Source organism: Sutcliffiella tianshenii, assembly GCF_016908565.1.
GTDB classification, from domain to species: domain Bacteria; phylum Bacillota; class Bacilli; order Bacillales; family Bacillaceae_I; genus Sutcliffiella_A; species Sutcliffiella_A tianshenii.
In genome coordinates, this window is the sequence record NZ_JAFBED010000003.1 from 42,663 (window position 1) to 56,405 (window position 13,743).

The 13,743-nt window shown below is 45.6% G+C and carries 12 protein-coding genes; 4 read left to right on the top strand and 8 right to left on the bottom strand.

The window, feature by feature from the left end:
* The first annotated feature begins 152 nt into the window (after positions 1-152).
* Positions 153-1,676 (top strand): TcaA 3rd/4th domain-containing protein, encoded by a 1,524-nt coding sequence (locus JOC95_RS07175; protein ID WP_204414783.1) that lies wholly within the window; start codon positions 153-155, stop codon positions 1,674-1,676.
* Positions 1,677-1,764: 88 nt separating this feature from the next.
* On the opposite strand, the gene JOC95_RS07180 is transcribed toward JOC95_RS07175, so the two are convergent.
* Entirely contained in the window at positions 1,765-2,508 is a 744-nt protein-coding gene (locus tag JOC95_RS07180; protein WP_204414784.1) for a DUF2161 domain-containing phosphodiesterase, read from the bottom strand.
* 21 nt (positions 2,509-2,529) lie between these two features.
* Complete coding sequence (locus tag JOC95_RS07185) at positions 2,530-5,658, bottom strand: DEAD/DEAH box helicase (protein ID WP_204414786.1); 3,129 nt, start codon at positions 5,656-5,658, stop codon at positions 2,530-2,532.
* Between the two features lie 150 nt (positions 5,659-5,808).
* Between JOC95_RS07185 and JOC95_RS07190 the strand changes: the two genes are divergently transcribed.
* A complete protein-coding gene (locus tag JOC95_RS07190; protein ID WP_204414788.1) occupies positions 5,809-6,258 on the top strand; it encodes a hypothetical protein in 450 nt (149 codons plus the stop codon).
* Positions 6,259-6,498: 240 nt separating this feature from the next.
* Here JOC95_RS07190 and JOC95_RS07195 read toward each other — a convergent pair whose 3' ends face one another.
* From JOC95_RS07195 to JOC95_RS07205, 3 genes are all read right to left on the bottom strand, one after another.
* Positions 6,499-7,131, bottom strand: coding sequence for a metal-dependent hydrolase (locus tag JOC95_RS07195; protein WP_204414790.1), 633 nt, complete (start codon positions 7,129-7,131; stop codon positions 6,499-6,501).
* A gap of 97 nt (positions 7,132-7,228) precedes the next feature.
* Entirely contained in the window at positions 7,229-8,320 is a 1,092-nt protein-coding gene (locus tag JOC95_RS07200; RefSeq protein WP_204414792.1) for an ABC transporter permease, read from the bottom strand.
* Positions 8,320-9,039, bottom strand: a complete 720-nt coding sequence (locus tag JOC95_RS07205) for an ABC transporter ATP-binding protein (RefSeq protein WP_204414793.1) — start codon at positions 9,037-9,039, stop codon at positions 8,320-8,322. Before JOC95_RS07205 ends, JOC95_RS07200 begins: the two co-directional genes overlap by 1 nt.
* 160 nt (positions 9,040-9,199) lie before the next feature.
* Here JOC95_RS07205 and JOC95_RS07210 point away from each other — a divergent pair, with 160 nt between their 5' ends.
* Complete coding sequence (locus JOC95_RS07210) at positions 9,200-9,805, top strand: TetR/AcrR family transcriptional regulator (RefSeq protein ID WP_204414794.1); 606 nt, start codon at positions 9,200-9,202, stop codon at positions 9,803-9,805.
* Positions 9,806-9,853: 48 nt separating this feature from the next.
* Here JOC95_RS07210 and JOC95_RS07215 read toward each other — a convergent pair whose 3' ends face one another.
* Entirely contained in the window at positions 9,854-10,336 is a 483-nt protein-coding gene (locus tag JOC95_RS07215; protein ID WP_204414795.1) for a hypothetical protein, read from the bottom strand.
* A 92-nt stretch (positions 10,337-10,428) separates the two neighbouring features.
* Here JOC95_RS07215 and JOC95_RS07220 point away from each other — a divergent pair, with 92 nt between their 5' ends.
* Positions 10,429-11,016 carry a vWA domain-containing protein gene (locus JOC95_RS07220; RefSeq protein ID WP_239582771.1) on the top strand — a complete coding sequence of 196 codons (588 nt, stop codon included), beginning with the start codon at positions 10,429-10,431 and terminating at the stop codon, positions 11,014-11,016.
* A gap of 48 nt (positions 11,017-11,064) precedes the next feature.
* Here the strand turns inward: JOC95_RS07220 and JOC95_RS07225 are convergent, their stop codons facing one another.
* Both JOC95_RS07225 and JOC95_RS07230 read right to left on the bottom strand, forming a co-directional pair.
* Positions 11,065-11,943, bottom strand: coding sequence for a YitT family protein (locus tag JOC95_RS07225; RefSeq protein WP_239582772.1), 879 nt, complete (start codon positions 11,941-11,943; stop codon positions 11,065-11,067).
* A gap of 91 nt (positions 11,944-12,034) precedes the next feature.
* Complete coding sequence (locus JOC95_RS07230) at positions 12,035-13,528, bottom strand: amidase (RefSeq protein ID WP_204414797.1); 1,494 nt, start codon at positions 13,526-13,528, stop codon at positions 12,035-12,037.
* Positions 13,529-13,743 lie beyond the last annotated feature (215 nt).

Consider the following 13,743-nt stretch of genomic DNA (forward strand, 5'->3'; position numbering starts at 1 on the left):
AACTTTTAAAAAGTTTTTCAGCAGAGAAAATAGGTGCATGAAGTCTTTCAAATCAGGGACATATTTCTTATGCAACAGGAATATTTTAACATGTACTCTTTCCTACATAGATACTAGTTTCCTAGATCATGAAAGCGAAAAGGAGGCATACAATGAAATTTTGCAGAACCTGCGGAGCCGAAATAAAACCGGGAAAGCTCTTTTGCAATAACTGCGGGACCCAGCTATCTACGACCAATGGGGATGAAAAGCCTGTACCGACCCTTACTCGCCAGGAGGCAAGTAATGAAAGGCCAAAGGGAAATCATGAAAAACAATCTCGGAAGAAACCGAAGAAGATTTGGATAGGCCTCATATCCATTTTATTCTTGCTTCTTCTTGCTGGCTGTGGGTATGGCTATTTATATGTGCAAAAGGAATCTTCTCCAGTAAAAACCGTAGAAGAATTCACCACTGCCCTAAAATCCCAGGATGCGTCCAGTCTTTCCAAGCTTGTGAAACTGAGCGGTTCGTACGAGTCGATTTCCATATCCAATTGGGAGAAGTTGCTTCAGGATCTCCATCAGGACCAAGAGGCCCTTGATACTGTCTTTTTGAATATCAGGGATCAGGAAAAAGCGATGCAGAAATCCATTCCATTCAAAGGCACTCCCTTCGTCTTTGAGCTGGAGGAACTTGAAGAGAAGAAATGGTGGGTCATCAAGCAATTTGCTGTTGTTCTTCGCCCTGTTTCCATGGAAATCCAGGCAGATGAACTCGCAGAGGTTACTTTGAACGATAAGATGTTATCCCCGACTGGAGAAGCAACACGAACATTTGATTCACTGCTTCCGGGGGCGTATGTACTGAAAGTGACAAAGGAAGGTGCATTTGGGGAGTTTGAAAAGGTGGAGCACGTTACCATCTGGCAGTCACCAGAGAATCCATTGTCTTTGATATTTAATGAACATTATGTAAAAATCCTCTCCTCCAAGAAAGGCGCAGACCTTTTTGTGAACGGAAAATTATACGGAAAGTTCACGGAAGAGTCGATGGAGATCGGACCGCTTTCAGACGAACAGACAATCACGCTCCAAGCAAGGTACACCTACCCTTCCAGAGACGTTTTAACCGAAGAGGTGATAGCCGCCGGGTCTGATACGATAGAATTTAAGATTCCTGATGAACCAGAGACGGTTGCAGAAAAAGAAGACGAGGAAACGAAAGAAGAGGAAGCAGAGCAGGATACATCTCCTGAGTCGGACACTGCTGCATTAAGGCCTGATGTCCTGAATGCCATTTATGACTACAACACCTCCTATATAGAAGCCATCACCTCCCTGGACACATCAGTCCTTCGAAGCGCAAAAGGGTCACAGCTCAAGGAAGCGACAGATATCGTCGTCGACTTGCGGAAAAGGAATGTCTATTATGTCGGACACCTTGTGGATATGACCTTTGACGGGACTACCTTCAAGGTGGAGCAATCCGGTGAAAACTTCAAAGCCAGCGTCTCTGTAGTGGAAACCTATATGAGCGGCTGGAAAGACCCGAAAGCACAATCCAACCCCGCCCTGAAGCAAAAAAAATACTACTATATGTACTATTGTGAGTATGACAGCACCTTGGGAAAATGGTTCGTTACGGGGAATAAGGAGTTAAAGGGATTAAATGTCGGGGAGGCTGTGCGGTATTAGCCTGTTTATATGAAAAGATGCCTGCTCCAAGGTTGGAGCAGGCATCTTTTCTTAAAATTCATCACTTTTCCTTAGCATTTACTTGATACTAGCAATCTTGTATTTGTTCCACTTTGGGTACCTTCTGCAGATAAAATTCCGCGAGCGCTCTATTTTCTTCGAGCTCCAGCCTTCCTTTTTCGCTTATCTTATACGTCCCTCTCTTCACTCTCTCAAACCAGCGATAGTAATTTTTCGTAAGAATGGAAGAGGTTTTGTCCCCTGTGCCCAGTTCTTTGAGTTTCTTGGGTGACAGGGGACCATATTGTTCAAGATAGCAGGCGATCCTAATGCAGTTTTCCTTATAGGCGGTCATGATCTTCGTCTTGTTGCTGCCGCCGATATTCGAATTCGAGCTTCTGCCGTCCATTTCCTTGAGGAGCGCTTCTCTTTTCCTTTTATTTTGACGCATACTTTTCCCACGATCAAAAGGCGTGGGATGAAAAACGATTTCCGTTGTCTTTCGGTTACCGGAGAAGGAGACGATGATCAAACCGAGCTCCAGCCGGCGGATAAGGTGGCATAGATCCGTCCAACGTTTCGTTCTTCTGTTTATATTCGGCTTTGGGATGGCGATATAGACAAGGTCTGTCAGCTTTTGCCGCTTGGTCGCCTGGATGAGCAGGTTCACATTCAGTGAAAGTTTCAGTTCCACCACCACGACCTCATCCCCTTTTACCATGGCGATATCGCAGTCGTTCACTTCCCCATACACCTGATAGCCATCTTTGACAAAAAGCTTTTGGATCGGTTTATAGAGGTCTGCCTCATACAGTTTTTTCTTTTCTGCCATTTCTAAACACCTGCCAACCTTTTATATCTTAAGAATCTCTCGGATATCCTCTTCTGTCAGGGTAGAGGACACCTTCTCCCCGGGGTCGATGATTTCTTCTACAAGATGTCGCTTTTTATCCTGCAGTTCGTTTATCTTTTCTTCGATCGTGCCGTGGGAAACAAGCTTGATGACCTGCACTACATTGGTCTGGCCGATCCTGTGCGCCCGGTCAGCAGCCTGTTCCTCAACGGCAGGGTTCCACCACAGGTCATAAAGGATGACCGTGTCGGCACCTGTCAGATTGAGACCAGTCCCGCCCGCTTTCAAGGAGATAAGGAAATAATCCCGTTCTCCCTTGTTGAATTTCCGGCACGTTTCTACCCGCTCCTCCGAAGGTGTCTGACCATCGAGGTAAAAATACGGAACCCCTTGATAGGTAAGCTCCCTGCCGATCAGCTCCAGCATTTTCGTGAACTGAGAAAAGATCAGTACCCTTCTGCCGGACAGCTTGGATTCCTCAATGATTCGCAGGAGCATATCAAACTTTGCCGCCCCCCCATTGTAACCATCCACAAACAAACCTGGATGGCAGCAAATCTGCCTTAGCCTGGTCAAACCTGCCAGGATCCTGATCTTATTCTTTCGGAGCGTGTCCTTGTTCAGATGCTTCAATGTATCTTCGCGAAGCTTGGACAAGTAGGCGGCGTACAGTTTTTTCTGTTCCGGAAGAAGTTCCACAGATTCAATGATCTCCTGTTTTTCCGGAAGCTCAGCCAGCACATCTTCCTTTAACCGTCGCAATAAAAACGGACGGATCCTTCTGGCAATCTGCTTCCGGGTCAAGTTGCTGTATTCACGCAATCCCATGAACAGCTCCGGGAAAACGACATGGAAAATCGACCACAGTTCCTCGATGGAATTTTCCACAGGGGTCCCTGTGAGGGCAAAGCGATGATCCGCCTGCAGCCTTTTCACAACACGCGCCGTCTGGGTTACCGGATTCTTGAATGCCTGGGCTTCATCAAAAAAAATCGTATGGAAGCTCATGCTCTCAAACCACTTCGTATCCCTCCTTAGCACCGGATAGGAAATGATGACCACATCCATTTCCTCCACCTTTTTCAGAAGCTCATCTCGCTCATTTTTCACGCCGTCGATGACTATCGCTCTGATTTGCGGGGCAAATTTAATCAGCTCACTCAGCCAGTTGTACGTAAGCGAGGACGGGCATACAATGAGGACGGGATGCTTACTTTTCCTGATATCATCAAGCTCTGATTGGATGTATGTGATGCTCTGGACGGTCTTCCCGAGCCCCATGTCATCTGCTAGGATCCCGCCAAAACCATAGTGCGCCAATGTTTTCAGCCATTTATAGCCTTGTACCTGATATTCTCTCAAAATAGATCTAAGCTGCGTTGGCACCTCAAAATCCATGCTGCCAGGGTTAAGGATTTCTTCCAGGAATTGACGAAAGGATGATTCCGCTTTAATAATACTCTGGTCATCAACAGTTTCAAGCAGTTTCAAGCCTTGGACAACCGGAACATTCAAGCCACTTTCCAGATCCTCCTCCTGCACCGGGGCAGCGTGAAGGAAACGCTGGATCTCCTCTATTTCCCTTGTTTCAAGTGACATGAGAGAACCGTTCTTCATGCGGTAATACTTCCGCTTTTCTTCAATTGAATGAAGCAGCTCCTTGATTTGCGACTGTGGAATGCCTTCTATATCAAACTTGAATTCCAGCCAGTTCGTCCGCTCCTTTTTGACACGGACGCGTATCTTTGGTCTGGCAGGCTCCCGGGCAATCCTGTTCCGGACTGCCGTTGTCGCATAGATATGAACCAGCTTTTGGACTTTTGGAAGTTGATGATAAAGGAATTCATATTCAAGCTCTTCATTATGTAAAAAGAACCCTTCCTCGGTCTTTGCAAACTCGCCGTCCTCGAAGAATTGGAGAATCCGCTCTTCTTTCTCCTTATCACGCACTATTTTAGCCGCACCAATCGGATCACGTTTTTCCAAAGGATTGACGATGATATTGTCGTAATGAAACTCGAGTCCTGCTAGCAGGCGGTTTTTCACGCGGTCCAAATACAATTTGGCAACAAGTTTCGTCTTGGTCAGCTTTTGTAAAATACCATCGGAAAACTCGACAGTGCCAAGCTTGCGTAAACCCGGGACCACCTTTTCCAGGAACATCTTCAGCTGATCCTCATGTATCGGGATATGATTGGTACCGGATGCCTCAAGTAGCTGTTTCAACTCAAAAAGCCGCCTGCAATCATCTGTCTTCACCTTAATCAGCTTTCCATAAAGAGAAAGGATCATGTCGTATGCGGGCAGCACCACCATCCGCTTTAATCCCGTCACGGACAGTCGATAGCCTCCTCCATTTTTTTCAGCAAAAATGAATTGCAGGGAGAGCGCTTCATCAGATATATAAAGTTCATCATAGATCTGTCCATCCTGGTCCAGCTTTACATGAGGGGCTTTCAGGAGATGAGGCTGAATCGTTTCCCAAGCGGAAGACGAGATGGTAAGCTCATCACCGCCCTGCCAATTATCATCCGCTGCAAGCTGGATCAGATATTGCAAGACTGCGTCCGTTTCTTTATCAAAGCAATGCTTACTCGGATCATAATTTACTTCTGAAAAAGGAAGCCCCTTTTCTACACTTTGTAAAAAGGCGTGAATATCCTTTACAGGTGTTCCACCCAGTATCAGCTCCAAGGCAAAGAGGCGCTGTTCCACCAGCTTGCAGACAAACGTCACCTCCAGGACTTCCCTTTTTTCAAAATGACGCTGATGCCCGCTTTTAAGCTTTGGTCTATCCTGAAAAAGCGTAAACACCCCTTCTGTCAAGGGATTCAGGAAAGGTTCCTCCTGAACTTGATCAGATAAAGCCAGCAGAACAGCAGCAACATGCTGGCAGTCCTTTTTTACCGAAGCAAGTGTCGGACAGCTGCATGTCGCCACAAAGGCACCATCCCCCTTGCCTTCGATTGCTACATGGAAATCCTCCACTCCACTTACGTTCGCTTCACATCGATCGGGAGTGTAGTATTCAATTGAAACCTTATCTGCCCGGTAAAATGCTTCGCCTCTTTTGAAGGAGACAGTCCCGCAGCGATCCTGGATCATCTTATTCGTCAGTGTAATATTCAAGTGTCTTGCCCCTTCGTACATGTCGTTAGTAAGATTGTAACACAGAGAGGAATTTTCTTTTTAGTGTGTGCCCAAGAAAATTCTCCCTCCGATCAATTAGAAAATAAAATATGTTAAAATGGATAAATATAGATATTGAGGGGGAATTATATGGATAAATGGCAGCGGATAGGTTTGCACTTGGTTTATCTGGTTTTCTTTGCTGTGATCTTAATTGTCGGGTTGAGGTACCAAGCGTACTTGTATTCCAAAACTAAGGAGTACTACGATATAGTCCCATTCTATCGATTTCGCACCTTTTTCTTTGTAGCGGTTGGCATGCTACTCGCCCTCCCCCACCTCATAAGAACACATTTCCACTCCGGAAGCTGGAGCTTTGATTGGCTGAAGCTCACTGTATTCGGCTTGCCTTTATTCTATGCTTGGATCGTTCCACTGCTATATATTACTGAGTCGGCACCTAGCGCTAATCTGCCATTCGCCTCTTTTCTTTTAGGAGGGTATTTCGGCACAGTAGTTTCCACCTCTTTTGATACCATCATCGGAGTATTGTTGGGATATGTGATAGTGAATAGTGTGGTAAAAAGAAAGAAGTCTTAATAGCAGAAGGAACCCATGTCCAGGTAGATCAGTAATTTCTTCTTGGCAATCGTAGTCAGCATCACTTTATTTTTCACACTGGGCATCGTATTTGAAGGAGGAGAAGGTTCAGAGGGAATCATTTTATATCAATAGGCTCTTTTCTTATTATGTTTTTCTCCTACCTGGTTGCCCAGATGCATTGTTTAATAGACACATTAAAAAAGAGAAAGTGAGCAACGTGCCTCACTTTCTCTTTTTCTATAATTCTTTCGATGAAATCGGGAGAAACAGCTTGATTCCCCGTTTATTGAAAGGCAAGATTCTCAGGTCTGCCACCAGATGACTGATATAGGCTGCCAAGCATGTATAGAAGACTCCTTCGTATTGCAGTGAAGACTCCAAATGAAAGGCGATGAAGCCGAAGAAAATGATGCCGACTATAGAATGTGTATAGCTTCGATGCGAAACAAAAGAGGCGATGATGATGTATGCCCCAAACAGGATCATCCATAGCTCCTGCAGGGATACTCCCCCTATCAGTACACCGATCCCGGAGATGGTGAGCATGTGCTTTTGTTTGATAAAAGAAGAGACGATCAGCATCAATGCACCGATCCCGATTCCCCTCAAGCGCTCCATATAGGTTCCTTCGTACAGACTATATAGTATCATAAGTACTCCTATTACCTGTGCCACTGTCCTCGTCACCTTATGAGATAACGTAATCCTGCCACGCAGTGTCCCGTCGATGTCCAAATCAGGGATCAAACCTGCTACTCCTCCAAGTCCCACCAGAATGATGGTTTCCATGGAAGTCGGTTCGAACTGATAGGTATTGGCTACCACAAACCCCGCTGCCGCCCCAATTGCTGTATGTGCTGTACCATTCACGTTTGTGTCCACCTTTAATAGAATATTTACCTATCCATTCTATACCAAAACATTTGTTCTGTTTAGGGGTTGGTGGGGAAATGGCACTTTAGTCCTTTTAAATCTTTCGATACTTTTTCAAAGCAGCTACATTCACAACGCACAATACAACCGCGATTGCTGCTAATATGAGCAAATCCAACTGGATTGCATCCATTCCCTGGCCGCGGATCATAACCGCCTTCAAGGCATCTCCGCCATAGTACAGCGGCATGACTTTCGCAATGGCCTGGAGCCACTCATTTAGGGCATCCACCGGCAATAAGCCGGCAAAGAAAATTTGCGGGACCACTACAACCGGAATGAACTGCACCATCTGCAGTTCGGAATCAGCAAATGTGGAGAGCAGTAGTCCAAATGATAACGCGACAAAAGCAATAAGACCATTTGTCAAAAATACATACCAGATGCTTCCGGCTATCTGAATATCGAGCACATACGTACAGTATGTGACAACAAGCAATGTCTGCAGGATGGCAAAAATCCCGTAGCCAAGCAGATATCCGAGTACGATTTCATAACGCTTGATCGGGGTGGCAAGCAGCCGGTCCAGGGTCCCTGTTGTCCGCTCACGTAATAGTGAGATGCCTGAGATCAGAAAGACAAAGAAAAAGACAAAGAATCCAATGAGAAACGGGCTGATCGTGTCAAAATAAGTGGTATCCTCCGACCCATGAAGGTAAGATTCATCCACTTCAAAGGGTGTTGGGATATCACCGGGCTTTAACGCCCCCCCTGCAGCAGCCTTTCCCAGCACTCCCTTCACCTCAATCATGAATCCCTGTTGCTGAATGCCGCGAAGCTTTGCCTTGATTGTCCCGACAGTGGTGGTGGCAGTTGCATCATAAGTGACAATTAACTTCGATCCGTCCCACACGAGGAAAGCATTGAGTTCATCCTCTATGATCCTTTCTTTTATATCCTTTGAATTCTCGTACTCTACAACCTTTAAATCCGCTTCTTCCATTCTATCTACAAGTGACTCTGGCATAGAAGTCACACCAACGACCGCTTCATTGTCAGCGTTCGTTTGAAAAAGGAAATAGACGAGCGTCAGAATCAATAGAGGTGCCAATAGCATCAGGGCAAGGGTTCGTTTATCGCGGATCAGCTGCTGAATGATCCTTCCTCCGATGGCAAAAGTCCTCATCAGCCTTCACTTCCTTTCTTTTGCAGGAAAATCGCCTCAATGGAATCCGTTTGAAATCTTTCCTTCAACTCAGATGGTGAGCCAGAAGCTAAAACTGTTCCATCTAGCAAAAGCACAAGCCGGTCACATCGTTCCGCTTCATCCATCACATGAGTCGTAACTAGAATGGACTTCCCCTGCTCTTTTAACGATGTCAGCTCTCCCCAGATTTCTTTTCGCAGTCTTGGATCAATGCCGACGGTAGGTTCATCGAGCACAAGCAAATCCGGATTCTGCAAAAGTGCCATGGCAAGACTAAGCCGGCGTTTCATCCCACCGGAGTAGTTCATCACGCGCTTTTTCATTTCCTTTTCCAAATCCACGAGTTTCATCGCAGCAAGGATTCGCTCCTTCCTTTCGTTCTTTGGAACCTTGTAAAGCTTCGCAAAAAACATCATCTGCTGCTCCGCACTCAACTCCAGGTATAACGCATCGGATTGGGCCATATAGCCGATCCTGCTCAGAATTTCACGGTTTGGCATCCCTTTATCAAACACGGAGACATTCCCGGAATCTACTTTCTCCATGCCGATGATCGCCTTGACTAGCGTCGTTTTGCCAGACCCCGAGGGCCCGATCAGCCCAACAATCTCCCCTTTCTTTATTTGAAAAGAAACATCGTGGAGCACCTCTGTTTTGCCAAAGGATTTTCCGACATCATTTATCTGAATAACATCCAATTTACTCCCTCACCTTCTACCAACAGATCTCTTGCCTATTGAACACTCTGTTCATTATTATTATAGATAGGGAATGAAAAGTCCTTCAATATGTAGATTTAAAAGATGTGTTGATTAATAGACATTAGATACAATACTGTTCATTAAAGGTGGATCAAACATGGAGGAAAAACAGGATCTAAGAGTAATAAAAACTAAGCGGGCGATTCGGGAGGCACTCCTTAAGCTGGTAAAAGAAAAGGATTTCGCGAAGGTAAGTGTAAGCGACCTTTGCGCCTATGCAGAAATTAATCGGGGCACCTTCTATCTTCACTATCAGGATAAGTTTGATTTACTTCAACGCATCGAGCAGGAGCTCCTTGATACCTTAAAGGAACTGATGTCAAAAAGATTGGCAAACAAAATGGAACATTTCGTCGGCCATCCTGAATTTTTGCTTCAGTTTGCAACTGAGCTCTTTCGCTATGTGGATAAAGAAGCAGAGGTTTTCAGTATGCTCCTCCTTGATTCTGTCAGCCCTATGTTTCCTAACAAACTAAAAGATCTAATTCGGGGTAATTTTCTTCGTGCCCAAAAGGAAGAATTCGACCCATCCACCCTTTCGATCCCATTTGACTACCTCATGGCCTACGCCACCAGTGCCAACGTCGGCCTGATGCAGCAATGGCTGGCAGAAGGCAGGAATAACCCGCCAGAAAAAATGGCGGAAGTATTAGTCACTATCACACTGATGGGGCCCGTTCGGGCAATGGGGTACAAAACATGAAAGGTGCCTGACCCCCACCGCTTTAAAGCAATGGGGGTCAGGACCTTTTTAAAATGTCTTCAAGCTCAAATAATCCAAAGTCTCATTGATGCTTTGCATATCATAGATGCCTCTTTCCAAAAAGAAGCGGATTGCCAGGTCATATCTTTCACTTCCAGAAAGCGAGTAGCCTCCTGCGTTCAGGAATTCCTCCGCACAATCGGAATCAAGCTCCAATGCCAAAGCAAGTGCAATGACTGTCGTTTTACGAGGTTTATAGTCTGGGTTGGATCGGATTTTCGAGAAGTGCCTCCGGTCCATCCCCGCTTTTTTATAAACTGCCGCATCGTTCAGCTCCCTTTCGTCGATATATTGAAAAAGGAGCTCCTGCAAGGATGGCTTTTTATTCTTTTTGATAAAATCATCTATTTCAAACGAATGGCATTCCTCTAATATCGGCTCCGAAAGCTTGAAGCTAGATTCATATACTACGAGATGCAAATGAAAATCAATGTATTCCTTCAGTTCCTCCAGCAGCTTATGGTCGATCATTTTCTGCCCCTCCAAAATGTCGCTTTGCAGGCGACCAAATTATGGATATATCACGCTATTATTATAGCATGAAGGATATTAGGAGGATGAAGATGATGAAAAACAATTTAACAGAGATTATTTTCTTACTGGACAGAAGCGGGTCGATGTCATGCCTTGAACAGGATACCATCGGCGGGTTCAACACATTCATAAAAAAACAGTGCGAGCATGAAGGGGACACACTTTTGACTACCGTACTTTTTGACAGCCAATATGAGATCCTTTGGAATGGAGTGGATGCAAAAAGTGTCACCCTGAAAGATAAAGATTATTTCGTCAGGGGTTCGACCGCACTGCTCGATGCTATCGGGAAAACCATACTTGATGTAGGCCACCGCCTTGCCAATACTAAAGCGGAAGATCGACCAAATAATGTAATCTTTGTCATCACTACTGACGGTGAGGAAAATTCAAGTCGAGAATTTACTATTGCAAAGGTAAGGGATCTTATTCACCATCAACAAGAGAAATACAGCTGGGAGTTCATTTTCATGGGAGCAAACATCGACTCCGAAAGGGAAGCCGGGAACCTTGGGATCAGCAAAGAGATGGCCTATAACTTCGAAGCGACAGAGACGGGGATGGCGGTCATGTATGATGCGGTATGTGAAATGGTGTCCGAGAAGAGGGGTAAATAATTACAAATAGGCCCAGACTTGTCCATTTCAAGTCCGGGCCGTTTTTCCCTAGTGGATATTCCGCTTCTTGAACTGACCACCCTTTACATCGTTGACATTTGCAATGGCAAGAAAGGCATTTTCGTCAATTCCGTCTACAATACTTTTCAATTTAGCTTCCTCGAGCCTTGTGATAATAGAAAAAATCACTCTCCGGTCTTCCTGGGAATAGGCACCTTGACCATCGAGAAACGTGACGGCCCGTCCAAGTCGATCCATGATTGCCTGTGCAATTTCTTCATATTCATCACTGATGATAAGTACAGATTTGGTTTCACTCATACCCTGCACCACCACATCGATTGTTTTGGAAGCTATGTAATAGGTGATAAGCGAGTACATCGCCGAAGTCCAACCGAAGACAAACCCTGCGCTTGATAGTATGAACAGGTTGATGAACATCACAATGTTCCCTACTGAAAATGGCGTTTTGGAGCTGATCAGGATAGAAAGGATCTCTGTTCCATCCAAGCTTCCCGAGTTGCGCAGCACGATTCCTACGCCAATACCGATAATGATTCCACCGAAGACAGCCGCCAGGAGCGGATCTGTTGTTGCCGGGGTGGAATGGTGAAACACTACAGTGAAAATGGACGCCGCAACTATTCCATAAGCACTTTGAAAAGCAAATGTCTTTCCTATCTGCTTGTACCCTAAGAAAATAAAAGGAAGATTCAATAATACCAGGAATATGGCAAGCTTAATATTTGTGATTTCCGAGAGCATGATGGAAACCCCAACGATTCCCCCGTCCACCATCTGATTTGGGATCAGGAATTTTTCAATGGCTACTGCCAACAGCAAAGCCCCAAGCGTAATAAGAACATAATTCTTCACAATCTTTGCAGCTTGCTTCCACTTTGATTTCTTTTGTTGAGTATGAGGCAAAGCTATTTCACACCTTTCGATCTTGATTAAGGGGCTTGACCCCCACCGCTTTAAAGCAGTGGGGGTCAGGCCCCTAATAAACACTGCCATATTAAATCATACACTTTTTAGGTACACTTTCCCATAAATCCGATTTCTCGAGGAAGCTCGCCATTTGCAGCAGAAGGTCTTCCCTTCCCCGTGCTGCCATGAATTGCACACCTACAGGCAGGCCATCTTCTGTGACATGAAGCGGCACTGACATTGCGGGCTGACCGGTAAGATTCGCCAATTGAGTAAAGGGCACCCTTTTAAAGGCATCTTCCACCATCTGATCGACAAGCCCCATTTTCTTCAGGAAGCCTGCCTTGCCCATTTTCCCTGTTATTTGAAGGGCCAGCTTCTCCACTCTCTTTAGTTCATGCTCCCCAATTCTGGCAGGAGTAAACGCAGTGGTGGGCGTTATATAGAAATCATAGTCTTCATGGAAGGACTCCATTGCATATGCGGCAATATCCCATTCCCTCATACTCAATACGAATTCCTGTGCTGTGATTTCCTTGCCCATCAACCCCATCAGCCACGTCTGGGGCTCCATATCACGATAGGAGGCTTTCCTTCCCAACACTTCCTCCATTCTTGCAATACTGGCACTTATTTCGGCAAAATACGTGGTCAGAAAGCCTTTGGCAACTTTCTTTCCGTCCACCGGCGCATCCACATCTTCCACATGAAAACCGGATGATTCCAGAAAGTGCACGGTTTTCATCACCGCTTCTATACACGCTGCATTCACTTCCGTACCGATTGGTGATTTGATGGAAAATGCAATCTTCCTTTTTTTATCAAGGGGCCTTTCCATGGTTTGCAGATAGCTTTCATCAAACGGAAGCACAGTAAATGCCGCACCCTTTTCAAAACCATTCAGTTCATCCAGTACGGCCGCACTGTCACGAACAGTCCTGGTCAGCACATGCTCCACAGCTGCTCCGTGCAAGAATCTTCCGTTTTGCGGGCCGACAGGGGTTCTGCCTCTTGTAGGCTTCAGCCCGAACAATCCACAGTACGCTGCAGGGATGCGAATGGAGCCTCCTCCATCATTGGCTCCCGCTATCGGGACCATTCCGGAAGCCACTGCAGCACCAGAACCTCCGCTAGATCCCCCGGGTGTATGATCACGATTCCATGGGTTGCGGGTAGGCCCGTATTCAACCGGTTCAGTATATGCAAGGATGGCAAGCTCCGGAACATTGGTTTGTCCCAGAAAAAGAAAGCCGCTTTTTCTTAATCTGGTAACATATTCGGAATCTGAAGTGGATCTATAGGTACGGAGTGCTCGGGAACCGCCTGAGATAGGTTCTCCTTTTAGTTCCTGCGAGAAGTCTTTCAGAAGCATGGGCACACCTGCAAAAGGACCTTCTATATTATCTTTTGCGGAAGTTTTTGCCCGATCATATATCGTGTGGATAACTGCGTTGAGAGACGGGTTGCACTTATCGATTTGCGAGATAGCCAGATTGACAAGTTCTTCGGGGGACACTTTTTTTGCTTTTACAAGTTCGGCAAGGCCTAAGCCATCATAGCTTACATATTCCTCTACCTTCATGTATCTCACCTCCCTTACATAATATTCTGTAGGGGAAAGACCTAACCCTTCTTTTTACTAAAACGAGTTCAAGTATGACATTTTCACTCGGAATTCTAAAGTTTACGAGGACAAGCCCCTGTATGATAGATTTTTTCCTCATTCATTAAAACCATCAACACCAGTGCCCATCCCAAAGCATACCCTACTATACCAAGATCCCTGTTTTCAGCCTT

Bases quoted from the DNA above. Each gene is read 5' to 3' on its own strand.
- JOC95_RS07175 (WP_204414783.1), top strand. From the start codon at position 153: ATGAAATTTTGCAGAACCTGCGGAGCCGAAATAAAACCGGGAAAGCTC.
- JOC95_RS07180 (WP_204414784.1), bottom strand. From the start codon at position 2,508: ATGGCAGAAAAGAAAAAACTGTATGAGGCAGACCTCTATAAACCGATC.
- JOC95_RS07190 (WP_204414788.1), top strand. From the start codon at position 5,809: ATGGATAAATGGCAGCGGATAGGTTTGCACTTGGTTTATCTGGTTTTC.
- JOC95_RS07200 (WP_204414792.1), bottom strand. From the start codon at position 8,320: ATGAGGACTTTTGCCATCGGAGGAAGGATCATTCAGCAGCTGATCCGC.
- JOC95_RS07210 (WP_204414794.1), top strand. From the start codon at position 9,200: ATGGAGGAAAAACAGGATCTAAGAGTAATAAAAACTAAGCGGGCGATT.
- JOC95_RS07215 (WP_204414795.1), bottom strand. From the start codon at position 10,336: ATGATCGACCATAAGCTGCTGGAGGAACTGAAGGAATACATTGATTTT.
- JOC95_RS07220 (WP_239582771.1), top strand. From the start codon at position 10,429: ATGATGAAAAACAATTTAACAGAGATTATTTTCTTACTGGACAGAAGC.
- JOC95_RS07230 (WP_204414797.1), bottom strand. From the start codon at position 13,528: ATGAAGGTAGAGGAATATGTAAGCTATGATGGCTTAGGCCTTGCCGAA.